The organism is Patescibacteria group bacterium, from assembly GCA_041665345.1.
Lineage (GTDB): Bacteria > Patescibacteriota > Patescibacteriia > PEXW01 > PEXW01 > JBAYJA01.
Genome location: JBAYJA010000005.1, coordinates 1 through 20,679 on the forward strand (window position 1 = coordinate 1; position 20,679 = coordinate 20,679).

Consider the following 20,679-nt stretch of genomic DNA (forward strand, 5'->3'; position numbering starts at 1 on the left):
ACTAGGCATTGCGGGATTCGACCCCTGCAGTGTCGGTTAGACGAGTTAACACGTTAAGTACCCCGCCTGGGGAGTACGGCCGCAAGGCTAAAACTCAAAGGAATTGACGGGAGCCCGCACAAGCGGTGGAGCATGTGGTTTAATTCGACGATAAACGAGGAACCTTACCAGGTCTTGACATCCCGGGAAGTCTCTAGAAATAGAGATGTGCCGCAAGGAACCCGGAGACAGGTGCTGCATGGCTGTCGTCAGCTCGTGTCGTGAGACGTTGGGTTAAGTCCCCTAACGAGCGCAACCCTCGTGTAATGTTACAATATTCATTACAGACTGCCGGCTTTAAGCCGGAGGAAGGCGAGGATGACGTCAAGTCAGCATGGTCCTCTGACGACCTGGGCTACACACGTGCTACAATGGGGTGCAACAATGGGCCGCCAACCCGCAAGGGGGAGCCAATCCCACCAAACCACCCCCCAGTTCAGATTGAGGGCTGAAACTCGACCTCATGAAGCTGGAATCGCTAGTAACCGCGCATCAGCCATGGCGCGGTGAATACGTTCTCGGGCTTTGTACACACCGCCCGTCACGCCAAGAGAGTCGGAAATGCCTGAAGCCTCCACGTTCGTGGAGACCAAGGCAGGTTCGATGATAGGGGCGAAGTCGTAACAAGGCATCGGTAGCGGAAGCTGTCGATGGATCACCTCCTTTCTAGGGAGATACGGTGTACGCTCTGCATATGCAGGGCACACAAATATCAGTCGTGCTGGACTGTTCACTTTCCTTTCGAGGAGAGACACAGACCAGCAAATTGCCTCGTAGACGAGGCTTGATGTTCCGGCCGATCGGTCGCAAGACCGGTAGGCTGTACTTACCACTCTTTAGTTGTTAACTCGAGCCCAGAGGGTCTGGCCTATTGCGGCCAGACGTTTTCTGTTACAGTGGTGAAGTTCCCAGGCTCATTCCCAACTGAAGGTAAGCGGGTAGGTAACCCCCCTGTGATGGGCGACTAGCTCAGATGGTTAGAGCGCGTCACTGATAATGACGAGGTCTCAGGTTCGATTCCTGAGTCGCCCACCACAGGGGAGCTAGTACGTCTTGGCTTACGGGCGGTTAGCTCAGTTGGTTACCCGCCCGAACGTACCGTTCGGTACGGGCGGGGAGCGCAAATAATGAAATACCCAATGTATATTGTCTATGTTTTACAGGATAGTAATGGTAGATTCTATAAAGGGTTTACTTCAAACTTGCCGAGAAGATTGGTTGAGCATCAAAGTGGAAAGACTCGGACAACGGCAAGAATGGAGAATTTGAAAGTCGTATGGCAAGAACAATATCCAACAGTTGCAGAAGCAAGAAAAAGAGAAAAGTATTTTAAATCAGCGGCCGGCCGGAAGTATTTACAAAAACATTTGGGCGGTTAGCTCAGTTGGTTAGAGCGTCACATTGACATTGTGAAGGTCAGAGGTTCAACTCCTCTACCGCCCACCAGCTCGTTTCGCGCTCAGAACTGCGCGTAGACGTTGCTTCGTCTCCGCTCCGCCCGTCGCACGAAGCCTCGCTTTGCCCCACAAACCCGTGCTCACTTCGTTCCGCTTCGTGTTTGTGGGGACCCCAGAAGAGGCGCATTGAAATTTTAAGTCGCAGATGGAGCCGAGTTAGCTCAGTGGTAGAGCGCAGCCCTGAAGAGGCTGGCGTCGTCAGTTCGATTCTGACACTCGGCACCATCTGCGACTCATCGAGCTTTTGTTGCGAAGTGTGTTGGTGACGGAGAAGTAAGTTAAGTATTGTCAGCAGTGGTCGGGGTGTAGTTCAGTTGGCTAGAACGCTCGCTTTGGGAGCGAGAGGTCCCCGGTTCGAGTCCGGGCACCCCGACCACTGTTCGTAATATATAGTACGTCATGCCTGTAGCATCTGAGCGGTACTCACATTTTTATGATAAACGGGGGTGGTCAACCGCCTATAGTTTTTGGCACAAAATTATAGATCGAGGGGAAAAGCAGGTAAAAATTTTGAGTAGCAATATACGAGAACTGAACAAGTCAAATGTTCGGATTCTTGATGTTGGGTGTGGTGAAGGTGATGAGCTCTATACTGCGCTTTCTTTGCTTCCACAGCAGCAGGTTGCAATAACGGCAAATGATACTTCTTTAGAAGCCTTACAGAAGTACCAACAGCGGTTTGGTACAAAGGTACGCAAAAGCATCGCCGCCCCGCTTGAGAAGCTCGCAGAGCACCTGGATGTAGGTGGGTATGATCTCATTCTGCTTTCACATTGTTTATATGGGATTAAGGATGTTGCGCCGTTGTTACAAAAGTACCTGGAGCATCTTTCAAACAATGGGATACTCTGCATATTCCAAGATGCTGGGGATAGTGATTTGACGAGTGTACAAAAGACTTTTTGGCCCCAAATTCATGGCGTCACTTTTGATGAAACTCGTTCCGATGATATTATGCACCAGCTTCATTTGGCGAATGTACATTATCAAAGTCAAAATTTTCCATATACCATTGATCTACGGAAATTGGAGTTAATGCACCCTAATGGCATAGCTGAACTATTTTTACCTTTCGCACTTCGTGTAGAAAAAATCTCATCAAAAGAACTCCCTCAAATAGAAGCTTTCCTGTCACGACTTGCTCCAGATCAGCAGTTACATAATTGGTTTTCTAGTATCATCCTTCGTAAACCATAAGTACAGAGAAAAAATGAACGTACTGCAGTCAAAGAAGTTCCAACGCCGGAAAGAAGATTTTACCTGTGGCCACTGCGGTGCACAGGTTGTTGGTGATGGCTACACCAACCACTGCCCCCAGTGCTTGTGGAGCATGCACGTGGATATTGATCCGGGTGATCGGCTGGCAACCTGCAATGGGCTGATGCCTCCCATAGATTTACTCACAGTGAAGAATGAGGACATTCTCACCCATAAGTGCCAGGTATGCGGGCACACCAAACGGAACCGCGTGGCAAAGCGGGATAATCGAGAAACGTTATACGCCTTTGCCGTGGCTTTAGCCAAACGACGAGCATCACGGGCGTAAGTCATTTAAAGACGCAAAAAATGCCAGGCGATGTTCGCTGGCATTTTTCTGTTTCAGCTTACTGACTATCGACTGTCCGCACAACTTCTTCTGGGTTGGTTGGCTTGCCCAGCTTGAAGATTTTGATAATGCCCCAGGTGAGAATGATGTACACAAAGGCAGCGACCAGCGTTGACCATTCAAAGAAAGCTGTGGTTTCCACTCCTTTGGCCGTGGAGGCGCTAAAGAGACTGGAGAACGGACTAGAAAATGGCGCACTCAGACCGTACACGAATTTGGAAAATCCCGCTTCAGGGTTTGCGCCCAGGAGTTTGAGGGCGAACCGGAAAGCCAGCACAATTTCAATGAAGCCAAAAATGTACCAGACAATTTGGTAACTATGGAAAAGGGTTTTCTGCTGGCTGTACGTTTTTGTCGCACCGGCGGAAGCGCCCACAGTGCGTTCAGTCTTTACCGAATTACTGGTGGGTGTTGTGGTTGAGGTAGAGATGGTTTGGGCGGATTGGTTTTGGCCGGTTGCCGTACTTTTTCTAATGGTTTGTTCAGAATTTGCATCTGACACCTTGGTCAGTTCATCTTCGGTATGTGAAGGGGGAAGGTTTGGATCCATATGAGTATTCATTAAACGCTGCTGAAATTCGCACTTGTCACTACAAAAAAGGTTGAGTGAATAATTCCTCTCCTCGAACGGTTTCCTGGGTTAGCTACGCACCCGTAGACACGGGCACAACCTAGCGAATACTAGGGTATGTGCAGTATACACCCTTAAGGCGCCAATAGATAGCATGACAAATGGGCAAATAATTACGAATAGGAAAAAATAAAAAAGCTGCCCAGATATCCGTGAGGGATCTGCGCAGCTTCCAAGGTTCGAGTTTCTTATGCCTCGATTGGGTTTGGCGGTGATCCTTCACTGGCAGCTCCTTCTGCGTCTACAATCGGTTCATCTTTCACAAGTACACCATCGTGGATCGTGTACACCCCATGCACATTTCTCCCTTCTACAGAGAACCAGACGAGGACGTCGTACGGCACATCAAGTTGCATACGCTCGGGTCCGTACATGTCCACGCGCAGACAGTCAGGCAGGAGTTGCAGGTTTGTAACCAAACCGGCGTAGATGCCGCGACGTGTGTCGAGGAATCTTGCCAGGCAAAGGCCATTCCCATTCGGTGCACCAAAGGTTGGTGACACAGTAAGTCTGAGGGATTCCAGTCTTCTTTGCAGGATGTGGCCAAATGGCTTGCGGTTCACGTCCGCCATTGCATTCTGCACTTCGACTAGGAAATCAGCAAAAGTCAGCATTTCGCTCATGATTATCACCTCCTCGTGGCGAAAAGGACAGTTTGTATTTGCTCGTGCAGTATGGGCGCAATTTTTGGGATGTCAAGAGCTCAGCGTTGGCTGCTGAGGTTACCCCTGCACCGATACTACCAGCCGAACTGTACGAAGAATATGCCAATGGGTATGGCGAGCCAGTACCCAAGCGGCAAACCCAAAAACCAGCGTGCGTGCCACCAAATATGCTGTGGCCGAAATTTGGTAATGCCAAAATGCGGGTTGCAAACAAACCACAGAAAGTCTTCCAGGGTGAAGTGGAGAATGCAAAAACCCAGCACCAGTGCTTCGCGCTCCCAAGTCCACGGTTGGGCAAAGAGGATTGGCAAGTGTGCCAGTGCCAGCACCGTCGCGGTCATGGTGAGGTGGTATCCAGTCAGCGGCACTCCTAAAATACTCTGCACCAACTTCCCGTCAAACTTTTTAGTTGGCAGCTTTGCCGCCCACCCATCCTTGCCTTCAATCTGAATTTCCATCAGCGCATGTGCTGTGGCTGTGCAAAGCAGGAGAATAAGGAAAGCAGGAATGGAAATCATACTTTCAAGCAGCGCAAGGAAGATGAAAACAGCAAACGATAAAGAACATTCTCTCTATATTCCAGCCTCAATTGGTTCTTCTTTTGGAATGCCGGTTGCTGAATCAATACAATAGGTAGAGGTTTGTCCGCCTTCTGTTTCTGGTTCTAGCAGCGCGCAGATGGTGTAGGCGGTATTCTTATCACGGGTTTCGTAGCTGTACTTTTCATCTAGTTCAGGTGGTGGAGGGAGCCGGGAAAGATACCGGTTTGGACTGTCAACAAGCTCGGTTAGGGACTGTGGGTATTGGTTACGATCATCGTAGAACAAAGCAAGACCGGTACGGATTTGTCCAAGGTCAGATTTTCGTTGGCTGTTCCGAGCTTGGGCACGCGGGCCGCCCAGAAGATCCGAGAGTGCTTCCTCAAGTGAGGTTGCGTTTTTTGGAACCTCAACAACTGGCTCTTCATTAATATGCCCGAGCATGACACCCAGGGAGAGGTTCAGTTGCTGGTCAGCTTGCCCAGAGACTTTTGGTAGAGCAACGAGTGAGGTGAATTGCATTTTCCGCGGCATCGCGCTGCCACCTTCAACCCAGATGCTGAGCGTCGCCCCATGTGCCACAGCAGCGAATTCCGCATTATTCTCAAACGCGAAAAGCTCCTGCAGGCTTTTGGTAATGCTACTCCCTTGCTTCCCGCGTTTCGTCACGTCTGCCACGTACGCTGCCTGAAAGGCGCTCCACTGTTCCGGTACGATCCGCGCGTCAATGCGCGTGGTGGACACATCTGCAATGGTTTCTTTTCCGTTCACCTTCAGGGTGATCGCCTTTTCTTGCAAGCCTACCTTCAGAAAGGTCGCGATTTCTGCTTGTGCATCTTGCAACATGGCATCTGAACCCGTGTTTGCGTTTTTTGCAGTCTGCCCTAACTCTGCAGTGAGGGAATCTAAGAGTGGGTTATTCGTCATCTCAACCACATACCACTTGCCAGCAAATGTTGTGAGATCCACTATTGGAATGTACGGTAAGGTCCCGGCGTAGAGGTACAGCTTGCCATCAAGCATGCGGAGTTCAAGATTGCCACGAAAGGATGATCCGCCCAGCGTTACATCACCCTGGAGTTTTACCACAGCCTTCGCTTGCTTCAGGAGTTCGGGTATATCCGTACCCTCAATCGTTTTGGCAAAGGAGGAAATGCTGGCGTGAACGGCAAAGGGATTTGGCAGGTCTGCTGTGAGTGCATCCTGGGCATCGGCGGGGTAGGTGGCGGCCGCTGGTGTCAGAGGTTCTGTGACTGCATCCACGTAAAAGGTAAATTCTCCGCCCCGGACAGTTTGTAAGGCGGCAAAGGACTTTTCCAGAAGTTGCTCTGGTTTCGTTATGCCGGGTACGGGAATGTAACCTTTCCACGCCCCAAAAGCCACTCCGCCCAAAATGAGCACGCCCAATGTCGCACCCAGAGCGGTGAGCAATGTACGGCGTGAAAAATGCTTCTTTGGGGTCTCGTTCGGTAAGATGGTTTGCACAACTGGCGGCGCAACGGGCGTCTGCGCCTGAAGGAGAGCGGCGGCCTGGTAGTCCTTCCAGCCACTTTCAATAAGTTTTTCCTGAATGGCGGTATCAGAAAGACCGGCTGCACGTGCCTGCGCTATCCATGTAGCTATTGCTTGGTTACCATCCTCCATACATTTTTTATTAAGTAATTTGCTTATATTCTAGCAAAAAAATGTGAGTTTGTCAACTAACTTCTACCTTGTCGGATAAGAATGGGTGGGTATAGAATAGAGCTATTCGCAGGTAAATTGCCTAAAAATATGGAAACCCAGAAAAAACTTTACCGATCAAAAACCAACCGCGTCATTGCTGGTGTGGCCGGTGGTTTAGGCGAGTATTTTGCCATTGATCCGGTCATTTTTCGGGTGCTGTTCGTCGCGCTCGCTTTTGCGGGTGGGTCTGGGCTGCTCCTTTACATCATTGGCATGCTCGTCATCCCCGAAGCGTCAGGCGTGACAACCGCGCAGTCAGAGGTGGTTATTGATAAGGAAGGAAAAGTGCAGAATACCGCCCAAGGCTGGTTGGTTGATCGCCGGAACCTCATTGGCTTGCTCATTGTGGTGGTGGGCATCATTGCCCTTTTGAATCAGGTAGCCCCCCTACACTGGTTCCGCTGGGACTTCTTCTGGCCAATTGTCATCATCATCGTGGGTGCATACCTCATCATGAAAAACCGACGCTAATATGGATATTACGAATCAAGAGTCAAAAACACAGAACCCGGAACCAGAAAAGCAGGAGCCAAAGGTGGAACCCAAACCGAATCCAGAACCGCAAGTTGTGAAAGAAGTGCACCACCATCACTACAAGCGCGGGTTCAATCCTGGTAGCATGTTCTTCGGTCTACTTATCATTGTCGTGGGTGTGGCTTTTTTGGGCCGGAACGCGGGCTGGTTTGACTTCTCCTTTCAAGTAGATTGGAACATCATTTGGCCAGTCATACTCATTTTGGTTGGTCTGTCTTTCTTCAACCGGCGGGGTTGGGTGTCTGGGGTTATCGGCGGCATCATCACAGTTATTGTGGTTGGCTTAGTGGCGTGGGCAGTGTTTGGCGGAACCGCGCACCGGGAAACCACTACAGATACCGTGTCCATTCTGAAACAAGAGAAAGTTGCGGAGAGCGTGGTCAATATCAAGACCGGCGCAGGCAAACTCACCATCAACGGTAGTATCCCAGCCTCAAGTACGTCACTCATTACTGGTACGCACACGACGAACAATCTGAGTCTCACCAAGGAGAGCTCATTAAGTGAAACTACACAGCACACAACCTTGAGCACGAAGTCCAGCGGGAGCTGGGTCTTCAACCATCGTAATGAACTTAGCTTGCAGCTGGCGAAGGATATGCCAACCAGTCTCATTCTGGATACGGGCGCCATGGACATGACCTTGGATCTTTCTGAGATTCAAGCGAAACTAGTGGATGTGGACACGGGCGCTTCTACGCTCAATCTTACCTTAGGTGATCTGCTGGAAACTTCTGAAGTGCGGGTGGATGCCGGAGCGAGCACCATCAACCTGACGTTACCCAAAACCCTGGGGGCAAAATTGTCTTTGGACTCAGGTGCAACGTCGAAGAGCCTCGCAGACTTTACCAAAATTGATGAGCATACCTACGAGTCTACCAACTACAGCTCAACTAGTAAGAAGGTAAACCTGGATTTTGACCTGGGGGCAGCCACCCTGGATATTCGGTGGAAGTAAGATGATTCCTCAGAAACTCCTTGATGAAGTGGTCGCAGTTGCTCGTCAGCAGGCTGTGGATTTTGGCACCCCACCATTTCCGCAAACTGAGTACATTAGTATCCAAGGTCAAAATTTAGTAAAAAAACATGGGGCGAATGGAGAAATTGTCTTGGTTGGAACGTATTTGATGGACGTCATGCTTGGCAAAGCGTTAGCGGAAGGCCAGCGTGAAGAACATATTCAGTGGGGTGAGGATATTGCTACGAAACTCTTTTTGCAATATTCAGAAATGACAATTGATGAAAAAGAGAACATCCTTTTATGTATTCGCCAGCACCATGGCGGCGTACAATTTCAAACAATCGAAGCAGAGATCTGTTGTAATGCAGATTGCTATCGTTTTCTCTCAGTACAAGGAATGCTTATTGGTTTAACGAACAGTCGGAAAATGCCAATTGATGCACTGGTGAAATTGTACAAAGAAAAGGTTGAAGAAAAGTGGCATGCATTGACCTTGCCAGACTGCAAAACTGCATTATTGCCGCAGTATCAGGCAATTGCAGCGATGCTTCGTGCGTTTGTATAGTATTGTAAGAGTCATTTGCAAGAAATTGATTCCTGCGGCATCCTGAAAGGTATGCCGCTTCGCGTCTACCCAAAAAGAAAACAGATGGTTTCAACCCGACGACTTCTTGGCTTTGGGTTTGGTGCTTTCGCAATCGTATTGCTTGGAGTTTCGTTGTACCCTGAGAACAAACCAGTAGCAGTTGAAGCACAATGCGATACGGTTTCCGTAGCGCAGCAGTATGCCGCGGCTGACCTTGTCCTCACCGGCGAAGTTTTTCTGGTTGTGCCGGATGGTGTTGAAAACGCAAAGGTGCTCATTACCCCTAGCCGTTTGTATAAAGGTAAAGTACCAGCAATAGGTATTGCCATTGCCGCCAAAGCAGGAGCCAACAAAGTGGAAAGCGATGTGGCCGGGGAGCTGCACTTTGCTTCAGGCCAACCGCCGTACCTACTCTTTCTCAAGACGGGCGAAAACGGTGTGTACACAACCAGTCGCTGCATGGGGAGCCGGTTGCTAGGCGAGGGACTGACATCTGAAGAACGAAAAGCGTTTGGTATATAGCAAAAGTGTGTCCTGGTAAAAAAAGAGACCTCTATTGCGAGGTCTCGGTGTTTGCTTATGCAAACGAACGGTTGTAGTAGGTCAGATCTAGGCGCCCGTTGCTGCCCTGGTCTGGTATACCAGTGTAGAGCGTAGCTCCGCAGTTGATCGGTTTCTCCTCCTCATCAATTCGGTTGAACTCATGTTCATCCAAGCGCTCCAGATTCGCGCGTAAAGCTAGGATGGTTAAGTGGTGACTGACCACGAGAATTTTTTTCCCGGAAAAGTCGCGCGTAAGGGTGTTCAACCAGGAACGGACTCGTTCCCGTACGTCTGGAACATTCTCTCCCTGCTGCCAGCGAAACCAATACGGGCCTTCCTGTTCGTACAAACGCCGTTGCTCTGGGTAGAAAGCAAAGTATATACGCCAGTCGTTGTAGAGCAGTGATAATCCGTGTTCGAGTTCTCGAATACGTTCTTCCTCAACCATTTTTACGTTTGCAAGTTCTGGCCAACCTTTCTGTAAACCGACTAGCGTGCTCTTCGTTCGTTCGTATGGTGAGCAGAAAATGAGTTCAGGTGCCGCTATTTGGTCTCTTAGGTTTTGACCAGTTATTACCGCACGTTTTGCTTCAGCGTCTGCAAGGGGCGTTCGACAGTCCGCTACTTCCAATTTATACCGAAGATGCAAAAGCATAGCAAGCGCGCGCGTTTCCGGAGATTCAGGATTTTCTTCGTACGCTAGTTTGAAGCGATCATACTCCGGGTCTTGCGCCTTCAATTCCCGTAGTCGGTTGAATTTTGACGTGTCGTGCCGGAGGAACAATATGTAGTTCGGCCATTTCATGTCTTTCTCCTTTTCAAGGTAACTGTGTGTTTCATTGCACCTTATGCTATTCCGTTTTTCTCGTCAAGATAAAAAAATCGGGGACCACAGTGGTGCTCTGAGATTTACCGACGAACCAGGTTTTGCCGAAGTGTTTCTTAGGGAGTAACGCAGCTAGAATTATTTTTGTTTAGCGTAGGGAATGTTACGACGAATAAGTTACAAAGCTTCTTTGGTAATTCTCTTAAAAAGAAAAGCGCCGTACCATATGGTCGTGCGCTGTGTCAATTTTTGTTCACTGTCTTATCGACGTAGATCTCGCATATCTTCAGCGACTGAAGTTTGGTTGGGGAAAGTGATGTCGAATGGAGTGCCGCTACTGTAGAGTGTCCCAGCAAAGCAATCTTTTGCATTTCGCCCAACTTCCCCGAGGACGTACCATTCACCATTTTCGACGCGTAGGGCGCCTCCAATTTTTAGGTGCCCCTCCGGAAGCAACAATGCAGCTTTGATAACGATTTCTAGTTGCTCTGTACGATCGCCACCGGTATGAGCCGTACATACGATAGGCTTCCCATCGGCAAAGGCGTTAAGCATTTCCTTTACCCCGGGTGTTATTAACAGGTTGAGTGTGTCTCGATCGTGGATCTGCATACGTTCCTTTCTTTTTAAGTTACATTGTATTGTTTTAGTTTCCAGATAGTATAAAGCCATTTCATATTTTGTCAAACGGATAAAAAAATCGGGGACCATGTGGTGCCCCGAGATTTGCCAACGAACCAGGTTTTGCCAAAGTGTTGTTTGAGAGTAACGCAGCTAGAACTATTTTCGTAAGCGTAGGAACGTACCTAGCTGAACGTTTGTTCCATCCAGACCCAATGCTGGTAGGAAGATGATGACCTCCAGGCAAAGCTGGTGTCATCACAAAGTGCGATTTTTTCCTGACTCGGTGCAAGGTGAAAATAGCACGTTTTTTTGTCCTTTTTCAAGGGGTCGCTGGTTTTTGACGGCAGGTTTTGTGGGTGGTAAGGTAAGCAACTAATACACAGATCCAAGTAAATATCGAAACTTAACAAATAGAGGAGGTAGCACATGCTATTTCGTTTTTATCGAAGCCCGGCGCTTTCGGCGATGCGCAGCACCGCACTGCTCCAGAAGGCGCAGGCTGAAGTGTCAGCGGATATTACGGCGGTTGAGACCGAGTGGGTCTATACCGTGGCATCAACCCGTACCCTAAAAACGCAGGAGCGATTGATCCTGGAATGGATCCTGCGGGAAACTTTCCAACCCGAACGTTTTGGTTTGCAGAGCAGCATTGTCACAAATGGCCACATTGAAGTTGGGCCGCGGCTGGCAATTGTTTCGCCTTTTTCCACCAACGCCGTGGCCATTTGCCACGCGTGTGGGTTGCAGACCATAACCCGGGTGGAGCGTTCTCGACGTTTCGTTTTCAAACGCGCCGACGGCACAAGCCTTTCTTCAGCAGAGGAAGCGCGCCTGCTCCCCCACCTGTACGATCGGATGACGGAGGAGCGGTACGGACAACCACCCAAAAGTTTTGACCAGGAGGTGAGGCGTCAGCCACTTCCGTTGATCCCTATTCTCGCTGAGGGGAAAGCAGCTTTGATACGTGCAAGCAAGGAGATGGGTTTAGGTTTAGGTGATCAGCTCGTTACCTACGCAGTCGACCACAGCTTGCATACCTTGCAACGGGATTTGAGTGACGTTGAGGTTTTTAAGTTTGGCCAGCTGAATTCCAACCACTGTCGGCATTTGGTTTTTTGTGCCGAGTACACCATTGACGGTGTGATTATGCCGCATCCTCCCATGGAGATGGTACGTTTGAGTTTGGCGGGTAATCTTGGAGATATAATCAGCGCGTTGCGGGATAATGCCGGGGCAATGGCGCCACATTTAGTGCGTGCTTTTGTGCCAAGCAATCCGGGCCAGCCTTCGGCCTACCACCTGGAGGAGGTGGAGTACTGCATTATTTTGAAAGTGGAAACCCATAACCACCCAACGGGTGTTTCGCCCTACGCTGGCGCAGCCACTGGGACGGGCGGAGAAATTCGTGACCGGCAAGCAAATGGTCGGGGTGGGTTACCACAAACTGGTTTGGCGTGCTACTACGTTGGTAACCTTTTCTTGCCTGGGTACCGCCAACCTTGGGAAATGGAAATTGGCCAACGTTCACCTTCCATGGCGCCAGCGTTGGAAATTCTCATTCAAGCCTCAAACGGTGCCTCAGACTATGGCAACTGTTTTGGACAGCCTCTCATTCTCGGGGCGACTCGATCCTTCGAGTTTCTCTTGGATGAGGAGTGGCTGGGGTATGTGAAGCCAGTAATGGTTGCAGGGGGTGTGGGTTTGATGCGTTCGGACCATGTGCAGAAGCAAAAGCCAGAACCCGGCTTCCTGGTTGTGCAAATTGGCGGCGATGCTTACTGCATTGGTCTTGGGGGTGCGGGCCGGTCAAGTGTGGACAGCGGTTCGGCTGCTGACTTGCACCTTGATTTTGCTTCGGTGCAACGCGCGAATCCAGAAATGGAGCAGCGCGTTGATCGGGTCATCCGTGCCTGTGTTGCCTTAGGCCCGCGTAACCCAATTGTGACCATTCAAGATTTGGGTGCGGGCGGAGATTCAGTTGCGGTGCCGGAAATTGTGCACCCAGTAGGTGCGCGGATCCAGCTTCGGGCTATTCCTTCTGGTGATCCAACTATGTCCGTGCTTGAGCTCTGGTGCAACGAGAGCCAAGAACGGTTAGTGTTGATTCTTCGACCAGAAGACCTTGAGCTTTTCATCGCGATCTGCAATCGGGAGCGATGTCCCTTTGCGGTTATTGGTGTGTGTACCGGGGATGGGAAGATTGTCGTGGAAGATGAGGATGGGACGACGCCAGTTAATCTAGGTTTAGATTTTCTTTTGTCCGATTTGCCCCAGAAGCAAATTACGTCTGAGCGTGTTGCTCGGGCATTCCAGCCTTTGGTGCTACCCGACGGTCTGACGGTTCGCGCTGCGTTGGAGCAAGTTTTTGGGTTTGTGGACGTTGGCTCCAAAGCCTTTTTGACGCGGAAGGTTGACCGTTCTGTGGGTGGCTGCGTGGCGCAGCAGCAGACCGTAGGTGCGTTGCAGCTCACTCTTGCTGATCTTGCAGTAACGGCAGATAGTTTTGATAGCCTCACGGGTACTGCTCAAGCCATTGGTGAGCAGCCAATCAAAGGCATTTTGGACAGCGCAGCGGGTGCCCGCATGTCTGTGGCCGAAGCCTTAACGAATCTCATGTTCGCAAAGGTTACCGGCCTGGACAAGGTTAATTTCTCTGCCACCTGGCAGTGGCCGGCGGGTCATCCGGGTGAGGATGCACGGCTGTACGATGCCGTACACGCGGTAACCCTGGGTCTGCAAAAGGATCTCGGGGTACGCATCTTCGTGGGAAAAGACTCACTCTCCATGGCGACACGTGCGGTGCGTGAAGGTGTGGAAACTGTGGTCAAGGCGCCGGGGACTGTTCAGTTTGTGGCGGTTGCACCTATGGCAGATGTGACTCGGAAAGTCACCCCAGCATTGCAATATCCTGGAATCAGCCAGCTGTTGTTCCTGGATTTGTCCGGTGGGCAGCAGCGGCTGGGCGCTTCGACCTTGGCGCGGGCGTATAACCAATTGGGTGATATGACCCCGGATCTTGACGATCCAGACTTGCTTCGCCGGGGCTTCCTGGCGGTGCAAGAGCTGCTACGGCTGGGTTTGATTCACGCCGGGCACGATCGTTCGGACGGTGGACTCATTACCACGCTGCTAGAAATGGCTTTTGCTGGAAACTGTGGGCTTCGCGTGCACTTCACGCACCCAAAATTTGGCACCAATCCATTTTCCCTCCTCTTCAATGAAGAGTTGGGCGTCGTGATGGAGTACCAGCCGTCAAGTTGGCCAATGATTGAAAAAGTTTTGGCCAGCTACGGTTTGCTGGATCAGTGCCAGGACATTGGGCGAACACTGGTGGCCAAAGAGATTACCGTGGTCGGTCCAGATGGCATTATCCTCGCTGAGGATATGCGAGTGTTGCGTGATCTGTGGCAAGCCACATCGTATGAGTTAGATATGCGTCAGACGCATTCCACTTTGGTGGAGTCTGAACGGGAAAGTAATTTTGACCGTTTCGGGCCCACGTACGCTCTCACCTTCCAGCCGACGCATCGTATGAGCAGCGACACGGAGCAAATCCCTGCTCCGAAAGTTGCAATCTTGCGAGAGGCGGGGACGAATGGCGACCAGGAAATGGCCAAGGTGTTTCAGCTGGCCGGGTTTACGTCGTACGATGTCACCATGACTGATTTGGCGGACGGTCGGGTGAGCCTGGCTGATTTCCGAGGTCTGGTACTGTGTGGCGGTTTTTCCAACCGTGACGTGCCAGATGCGGGGAAGGGCTGGGCCGCCACCATTCTGTTCAATGAGCAGGTGCAAGCGCAGTTTAAGGCGTTCTTTGCGCGGCCAGATACGTTCTCTCTGGGAGTGTGCAATGGCTGCCAAGTCATGACGCTCCTGGGTATTGTGCCTTGGCCAGGGATTACGGCGGCGCAGCAGCCGCGTTTCGTGACCAACACTTCCGAAATTTTTGAGTCACGGTTCAGCGCGGTCAGCATCTTACCCAGCCCGTCCATTTTCTTCACGGACATGGCGGGTTCAACCTTGGGCATTTGGGTGGCGCATGGCGAAGGCCGCTTGCACTGTTCCGCCGACATGGTGGCGGAGATTGAGCGGCTGGGTTTAGCGCCTGTGCGGTTTGTGGATGATCAGCGCAGTGTTACGGAACAATACCCGTTCAATCCCAATGGTTCGCCCTTGGGTATCACCGCGTTATGTTCGGTAGATGGTCGCCACTTAGCCATGATGCCGCACGCTGAGCGACTGTTCCTCCCCTGGCAGTGGCCCTACTGGCCGCAGAGTTGGGGTGGGCTCAGGGTCAGTCCGTGGCTCCAAATGTTCCAAAATGCGTACGCCTGGTGCGTCCAGCATTCCTAAGCACTTTTTATAAGCTCGTATGGAAATTCCGTACGAGCTTTTTGTTACCTTGCGTCCACGGGGTTTTTCCCGCACAATACACCCTACGTATGCGCCTGCTTTGGACCTACCTCAAAAAGTTTAAGAAACTCCTGCTTTTTGCCTTGCTCCTGGCCATGATCAACCAGGTGTTCTCCTTATTGGACCCGCAAATTATGCGGCTGCTGGTTGACCGCTACGCTAGCCGGGTGAGTGAACTTAGCCGGGGTGATTTCTTGCACGGCGTCATTGTGCTGGTTCTCCTCTCCATGGGTACGGCCTTGGTCTCCCGCATCGCTAAGAATTTTCAGGATTACTTTGTGAACGTCATTGTACAGCGCATGGGCGCTCGGTTGTACGCGCACAGCGTGAGCCATTCCTTCTCCCTCCCCTACCAGGCATTTGAAGATCAACGGTCGGGTGAGCTCCTGCAAAAGCTGCAGAAGGCACGAACAGATGCGCAAGCTTTGATTACCAGCGCTATCGGCATTCTTTTTTTCTCCCTCGTCGGCATCATTTTCGTTCTCAGCTACGCCTTCACGGTGCACTGGTCCATTGGTCTGGTGTACTTTTGCATGATTCCCATTTTGGGTTTCATCACGTTTTTCATTAGCCGGCAAATTAAAGTTGCGCAGAAGCAGATTGTAGCAGAAATGGCGTCGCTCTCCGGTTCCACCACCGAGACGTTGCGGAATGTGGAGCTGGTGAAGAGTTTGGGTTTAGATCAACAGGAGATCGAGCGCTTGAATGCCACCAACGACCGGATTCTGCAGTTGGAGCTGAAGAAGATCATTCTGATTCGGAAATTCAGTTTTATCCAAGGAACGCTCATCAACACCTTCCGATCCGCTTTGCTCGTGCTCATGTTCTGGCTCATTTTCCAGCAAAGCATTTCTCTGGGTGAGTACTTCACTTTGCTCATTTACTCCTTCTTCATCTTCAGTCCGTTAGCGGAACTTGGCATGGTTGCCCAGAGCTACCAAGAAGCGCGCGCCAGCATGGAGCAACTGGAGAAAGTGTTGCAAACACCCGCTGAAGCGAAACCCGAACACCCTCAGCCAATTGCTGCCCTCACCCGCGTTGCCTTTACTCAAGCTGGGTTTGTGTATGCGACAGCGCCTCGACCAGCAATTGATAATGTCTCCTTGGAAATAACGCAGGGACAAACCGTGGCATTTGTGGGTCCGTCTGGTTCAGGAAAGACAACCCTGGTAAAACTCCTCTCTGGTTTGTACCAACCGACGACTGGGACATTACAGTTCAATGCTGTGGATGCGAAGCAAGTGGATTTCCCCGCCTTCCGGCGCAGGATTGGCTTGGTGGCGCAGGAAACTCAGCTCTTTGCCGGGACTATTCGGGAGAACCTACAGTTTGTGAAACCAAATGCCACGGATCAAGAATGTCTGGCCGCTTTGGAATCCGCTGCAGCTGGAACCATCCTTCGGCGCTCCAGCCAGGGTTTGGATACGAAGATTGGCGAAGGTGGGCTCAAACTCTCTGGTGGCGAACGTCAGCGCTTGGCCATTGCCCGTGCCCTGCTGCGCGACCCAGACCTGATTATTTTTGACGAAGCCACCAGCAGTTTGGACTCACTCACGGAGCAGCAGATCACGGAGACGATCAAGCAGGTGTCCAAGATCAAGCCCAACCTCATGACTGTGCTCATTGCGCACCGGCTTTCCACGGTGAGTCATGCCGACCGGATTTTTGTGCTGGAGCAAGGCAGGATCGCCGAGCAGGGTACACATACCGAGCTCCTCGCAAAGGGTGGGCTGTATTCTGCCATGTGGCGACAGCAGGTGGGGGCGAACTAGATTGAGGGTTTGGGTGTGGCGGTGAGTATAGAGGGAAGGTAGGGGTGAAGAGGCGGCATAGGTAACGACCTGCCATTTTTTGTGAGGTATACTTAGGCATATGCAAACCATTGCCGTGCTTATGGGCGGACCTTCAACAGAGCATGAAGTGTCTCTGGCCTCAGGTGAGAATGTATGTGCCAATCTAGATCGAAAAAAGTACCAAGTGCTTCCAGTGCGTATTTCCAAAAAAGGTTTGTGGACATTTGGAAATGCAGCGCGCCACTACCCATTACTCGCAGGCATTGCTGAGTTGCAGCGGAGGAAAATCGCCGTTGTCTTCATCGCACTGCATGGCGTTTTTGGTGAAGATGGAAAGTTGCAGGCGCTATTGGAAACAGCAAACATTCGGTACACGGGCTCTGGACCCGCAGCCTCAGCGTTGGCAATGGATAAGAAGTTAAGCGGTTTGCTTTTCCAGGCAGCTGGTTTGCGGGTACCAGCCTTCACACTTGTTCGCCAGGGGGAGAAAGGAAGACTGTCAAAATTCCCGGTGATTCTCAAGCCCCGATTTGGCGGTTCCAGTGTGGGTATTACGATTGCAAAAAATCCACAAGCGTATACCCATGGATTACAAAACGCCTGGAGATATGAGCCGGAGGTTGTTGTGCAGAAGTATATTTCTGGCGTTGAGTTAACCTGCGGGGTTATTGAATCAGTCAGTGGCAAACCCCAAGCACTGTTGCCCACGTTGATTCGGCCCGTGACTGCACATTTTTTTGGCTACAAGGCAAAGTACACTCCGGGTATGACGGAAGAAATTACCCCGGCGCCACTGCCCAATGGAGTGTTACGAAAAATCCAAGCGCAGGCTTTGCTGGCACATACGACGTTAGGCTGCCGTGGCTTTTCACGAACCGATTTCATTATCCGGGGACAAACTATGTACGTGTTAGAAACCAATAGTATCCCCGGGTTAACCCAGGAGAGCTTGCTGCCCAAAGCGGCCCGGGCGAGCGGTTTACCTTTCGCACAATTGCTCGACCGGATTATTCGCGCTGGGGTGAGGCGGTAGGAGGTTAGGACGGAGAGGGCTGCAGCATAAAAAAACAGGCAAACATGTGTTTGCCTGTGTGGTGGAATTATTTGCCCGGAGGACGCAAGAACCGATTTTTTTCAGGTCCGAAAATGACCCCGCGTCGCCCTGTAACGACTTTGCCGAGTTCAAACATTTCGTACCCGGAAGCAACGCCTGCATCTATAGCGAGGTTGACCATTTTGCGTGGCACAAAGGCACAGTAGCCAATGCCCCAGTTAAAGGTCTTGAGGCAGGTTTTGAGGTCAACACCGAGTTCACGCATGAAGCGAAAGATGAGTGGGATATCCTTTGGCCAGCCGTCCTTGCTGATGACGTATGTGAATGAGCGCTGATCAAATGCCATTTTGCTTACGCCATCGCCAGTCATGGGAGCCAACGCATGGATGTCAACGCCATATTCCTGCATTTTTTCAACCCAGGCAACATACGATCGGGTCGGTATCAATGTTTCATCACCCAAAGTATTACCGTTCGGCAGTTTGGTTAAGAATTGATCCTGCAAGGTAAGCGCACGTTTGATAATCAACGAAATGCCGTTCGCGTGTACACCGGAAGACGTAGCACCAATAATGACGTCACCCACACGTAAACGTTTTCCGGTAATACGTAGTTTCGGATTCGTGATAATACCAAGTGCACATCCAGAAAGCGACGGCGCGCTCTTGACCGGCGGTTCCGCTTTAATCAGGTAGCGCAGCGATGGCGATTCGCCAGCCGGCAATGCCATCCCCGCTAGCTTGCAGATTTGGTAGAAGCTTTCTGCTAGTACCTTCGCGCGCTTTTTGTCGCTGAACCACTCGCTGTCTCCTGCAGCAACTTCATCGGTATATCCGAAAGGCATAGCGCCTTGGGCAATGAGGTCGTTTACCGCCATGAGCGCAGCATCGATTCCGATGCCTTCATAGTAGGTTCGTCCAGTACCCGCATGTTGGTACATCCATTCGGATATCCAGTTCTTGTTGCCCAATCCCTCAGTGGTCTGGACAAGAATCGACTTGTTCGTCCAACGGCTAAATCGGTACATTGCACCATGCGCGTGCGGGGCATGGACAACAAACACGCCTCGACGATTTGGGAAGCGCAATGTTCGTTTTCCCGTTTCTTGCATCATGTGCTTGAATGGGTCGATTTTTCGGTAATTGACGCCAGCAAGGGCGTATTCGTTTTTCAATGAACACCTCCTACGTAGATGGTTTAGTTTCAGTCCAACCTTACAATATCCTCCTTTTTTGTCAATTTTTCTCGTAGTTCTTTGGAAGTAGCTGGAATCGTGCTAAGTACATTCCCCCTTCCCTCCTGAACTTGCCAGGGGTATACTTTTTATGCCCTTCAGAGTTCTTTAAACCGTGTCTGATTTGGCAAACCGCCTTTCGCAACAGAGTAACTGACTGTACGTGAGGCGGTTACTTTTTTCACCAAAACTCACCCTATGAAGAGACAGTTTACCTATGTGCTCATTGCGATTTTCAGCGCTGCCGGGGCAGCTTTGTCAGGCTACTTATCGTACATTAACCTGTGGGGAACCGGGTGCCAGCAAGCCGCGCTTTCCTGCGGTAATTCGGGTCCGGTGATGATCTTTGGCTTGCCAAACTGCATTTACGGGTTTGGGATGTTCACGGCGGTCTTCGTGCTCAGCATTGCTATTCTGCTCCATACGACAGCAGCAGTGCTGCCGAAAATTGTCTTTTGGTTTAGCGTGGTTGGCACGGCGTTTGCGCTGGGGCTAGTGGTGTACGAGTACGGTTGGTTGAAAGAAACCGGCATCCCAGCTTGTGTCTACGGCCTCATTTTCTACGCCCTGATTTTCATTCTTGCAATCATGCACCGGAAACAAGCGAATGCAGTATCAACTCCGCCCCTATCGCCTAACGCGTAAACGTATGGACACCCAACCAAGCGCCTCACCAATTATTGAGAAGACGTCATCCACAAAACCCACCCATCATCATCGCTGGCTGTGGTGGCTCATTGGGGTTGTGGTTGTGCTGCTCGTTATCATTGGTGGCATTGGGATAGTGCAGGTGCCTGTGGTGTCTGCAGTGCTGGGCGTAGCCAAACCCGTTGACCTAGGTGTGGTTGCCAGCGAGCAAGCATTGACCAGCCTGGAGCAAAAAATTCCTGTGAAGGTTGTTGGTAATCCAACAGATTTTGTGGCGGGTGGTAATGAAACATACACCGGTTCTATTTCAGTGGACACCACAACAACTTCAGAAGAAGTTACTTCTTTCCTACAGCTTTTTCCGCGCGGCAACAACAGCGTCTTTAAAGACACGCAGGTAAAGAAGGTGGAAGGCGGTGTGGAAATTTCCACCATGCTGGAAAAGTACGTGCACGCGCCAGTATACGTCCGCGTCAACATTAGCAAACTGACGAACAAGAGCGTGACCCTGGATATCCAAAGCGCAAAGCTTGGTCGTATCCCGGTTCCCGCAAAGTACCTGCAGCAAGCGGAGGAGTACATCCAAGATTTGGTGAATGACCGCATTGCGCAGGTTGATGGGTTCACCATCGACACGCTGCAGTACCATGATGGGTACACGACTTTTAAGGGAACGTATCCAGCAGAAGTGAAGTCTGCTGCTGGGCGGTGGATCGAGTTGTACTAGTCTGGTTCACATCAATGAGAACGCGAATAGCCTACCCTCGACAGGGTGGGTTTTTTGCGCTATACTGAACCACT

At 50.9% G+C, this 20,679-nt stretch carries 19 protein-coding genes, 4 tRNA genes and 1 rRNA gene; 17 read left to right on the forward strand and 7 right to left on the reverse strand.

Features of this window, described 5'->3' with window-relative positions:
- The 8 genes from WCV85_06335 to WCV85_06370 form a co-directional block, all read left to right on the forward strand.
- Positions 1–705: ribosomal RNA gene (locus WCV85_06335) — 16S ribosomal RNA — on the forward strand; the annotation flags it as partial.
- Positions 706–997: 292 nt separating this feature from the next.
- A tRNA-Ile gene (locus tag WCV85_06340) sits at positions 998–1,074 on the forward strand.
- Positions 1,075–1,166: 92 nt separating this feature from the next.
- Positions 1,167–1,418 carry a GIY-YIG nuclease family protein gene (locus tag WCV85_06345; GenBank protein ID MFA6474463.1) on the forward strand — a complete coding sequence of 84 codons (252 nt, stop codon included), beginning with the start codon at positions 1,167–1,169 and terminating at the stop codon, positions 1,416–1,418.
- Positions 1,409–1,485: transfer RNA gene (locus WCV85_06350), tRNA-Val, on the forward strand. The genes WCV85_06345 and WCV85_06350 overlap by 10 nt, the downstream gene beginning before the upstream one ends.
- 161 nt (positions 1,486–1,646) lie before the next feature.
- A tRNA-Phe gene (locus tag WCV85_06355) sits at positions 1,647–1,721 on the forward strand.
- Between the two features lie 74 nt (positions 1,722–1,795).
- Positions 1,796–1,872, forward strand: a tRNA-Pro gene (locus tag WCV85_06360).
- A 134-nt stretch (positions 1,873–2,006) separates the two neighbouring features.
- Entirely contained in the window at positions 2,007–2,693 is a 687-nt protein-coding gene (locus WCV85_06365) for a class I SAM-dependent methyltransferase (GenBank protein ID MFA6474464.1), read from the forward strand.
- A gap of 13 nt (positions 2,694–2,706) precedes the next feature.
- Positions 2,707–3,042: an RNHCP domain-containing protein gene (locus tag WCV85_06370; GenBank protein ID MFA6474465.1), complete on the forward strand. Its 336-nt coding sequence runs from the start codon at positions 2,707–2,709 to the stop codon at positions 3,040–3,042.
- Between the two features lie 58 nt (positions 3,043–3,100).
- Here the strand turns inward: WCV85_06370 and WCV85_06375 are convergent, their stop codons facing one another.
- From WCV85_06375 to WCV85_06390, 4 genes are all read right to left on the reverse strand, one after another.
- Positions 3,101–3,652, reverse strand: a complete 552-nt coding sequence (locus tag WCV85_06375) for a hypothetical protein (GenBank protein ID MFA6474466.1) — start codon at positions 3,650–3,652, stop codon at positions 3,101–3,103.
- A 269-nt stretch (positions 3,653–3,921) separates the two neighbouring features.
- Complete coding sequence (locus tag WCV85_06380; GenBank protein MFA6474467.1) at positions 3,922–4,356, reverse strand: hypothetical protein; 435 nt, start codon at positions 4,354–4,356, stop codon at positions 3,922–3,924.
- Between the two features lie 116 nt (positions 4,357–4,472).
- A complete protein-coding gene (locus tag WCV85_06385; protein MFA6474468.1) occupies positions 4,473–4,916 on the reverse strand; it encodes a hypothetical protein in 444 nt (147 codons plus the stop codon).
- 54 nt (positions 4,917–4,970) lie between these two features.
- Positions 4,971–6,581 (reverse strand): hypothetical protein, encoded by a 1,611-nt coding sequence (locus WCV85_06390; protein ID MFA6474469.1) that lies wholly within the window; start codon positions 6,579–6,581, stop codon positions 4,971–4,973.
- 129 nt (positions 6,582–6,710) lie between these two features.
- Here WCV85_06390 and WCV85_06395 point away from each other — a divergent pair, with 129 nt between their 5' ends.
- From WCV85_06395 to WCV85_06410, 4 genes are all read left to right on the forward strand, one after another.
- On the forward strand, positions 6,711–7,133 hold the full coding sequence (locus tag WCV85_06395) for a PspC domain-containing protein (GenBank protein ID MFA6474470.1): 423 nt from the start codon (positions 6,711–6,713) through the stop codon (positions 7,131–7,133).
- A 1-nt stretch (position 7,134) separates the two neighbouring features.
- Complete coding sequence (locus tag WCV85_06400) at positions 7,135–8,154, forward strand: DUF5668 domain-containing protein (protein MFA6474471.1); 1,020 nt, start codon at positions 7,135–7,137, stop codon at positions 8,152–8,154.
- Between the two features lies 1 nt (position 8,155).
- Positions 8,156–8,722, forward strand: coding sequence for a hypothetical protein (locus WCV85_06405; protein MFA6474472.1), 567 nt, complete (start codon positions 8,156–8,158; stop codon positions 8,720–8,722).
- Positions 8,723–8,875: 153 nt separating this feature from the next.
- Positions 8,876–9,265, forward strand: a complete 390-nt coding sequence (locus WCV85_06410) for a hypothetical protein (protein ID MFA6474473.1) — start codon at positions 8,876–8,878, stop codon at positions 9,263–9,265.
- 55 nt (positions 9,266–9,320) lie between these two features.
- Here the strand turns inward: WCV85_06410 and WCV85_06415 are convergent, their stop codons facing one another.
- A complete protein-coding gene (locus WCV85_06415; protein MFA6474474.1) occupies positions 9,321–10,091 on the reverse strand; it encodes a histidine phosphatase family protein in 771 nt (256 codons plus the stop codon).
- 282 nt (positions 10,092–10,373) lie between these two features.
- Entirely contained in the window at positions 10,374–10,724 is a 351-nt protein-coding gene (locus tag WCV85_06420; GenBank protein MFA6474475.1) for a hypothetical protein, read from the reverse strand.
- A 438-nt stretch (positions 10,725–11,162) separates the two neighbouring features.
- Here WCV85_06420 and purL point away from each other — a divergent pair, with 438 nt between their 5' ends.
- The 3 genes from purL (at position 11,163) to WCV85_06435 (ending at position 17,975) form a co-directional block, all read left to right on the forward strand.
- Positions 11,163–15,089: a phosphoribosylformylglycinamidine synthase gene (gene purL / locus WCV85_06425; protein MFA6474476.1), complete on the forward strand. Its 3,927-nt coding sequence runs from the start codon at positions 11,163–11,165 to the stop codon at positions 15,087–15,089.
- Between the two features lie 89 nt (positions 15,090–15,178).
- Positions 15,179–16,921: an ABC transporter ATP-binding protein gene (locus WCV85_06430; GenBank protein ID MFA6474477.1), complete on the forward strand. Its 1,743-nt coding sequence runs from the start codon at positions 15,179–15,181 to the stop codon at positions 16,919–16,921.
- 100 nt (positions 16,922–17,021) lie between these two features.
- Positions 17,022–17,975, forward strand: coding sequence for a D-alanine--D-alanine ligase (locus tag WCV85_06435; GenBank protein MFA6474478.1), 954 nt, complete (start codon positions 17,022–17,024; stop codon positions 17,973–17,975).
- 67 nt (positions 17,976–18,042) lie between these two features.
- Here WCV85_06435 and WCV85_06440 read toward each other — a convergent pair whose 3' ends face one another.
- A complete protein-coding gene (locus WCV85_06440; GenBank protein MFA6474479.1) occupies positions 18,043–19,170 on the reverse strand; it encodes an AIR synthase related protein in 1,128 nt (375 codons plus the stop codon).
- 258 nt (positions 19,171–19,428) lie between these two features.
- On the opposite strand from WCV85_06440, the gene WCV85_06445 reads away from it, so the two are divergent.
- A complete protein-coding gene (locus tag WCV85_06445) occupies positions 19,429–19,875 on the forward strand; it encodes a hypothetical protein (protein ID MFA6474480.1) in 447 nt (148 codons plus the stop codon).
- A 4-nt stretch (positions 19,876–19,879) separates the two neighbouring features.
- Complete coding sequence (locus WCV85_06450; GenBank protein ID MFA6474481.1) at positions 19,880–20,605, forward strand: hypothetical protein; 726 nt, start codon at positions 19,880–19,882, stop codon at positions 20,603–20,605.
- Positions 20,606–20,679 lie beyond the last annotated feature (74 nt).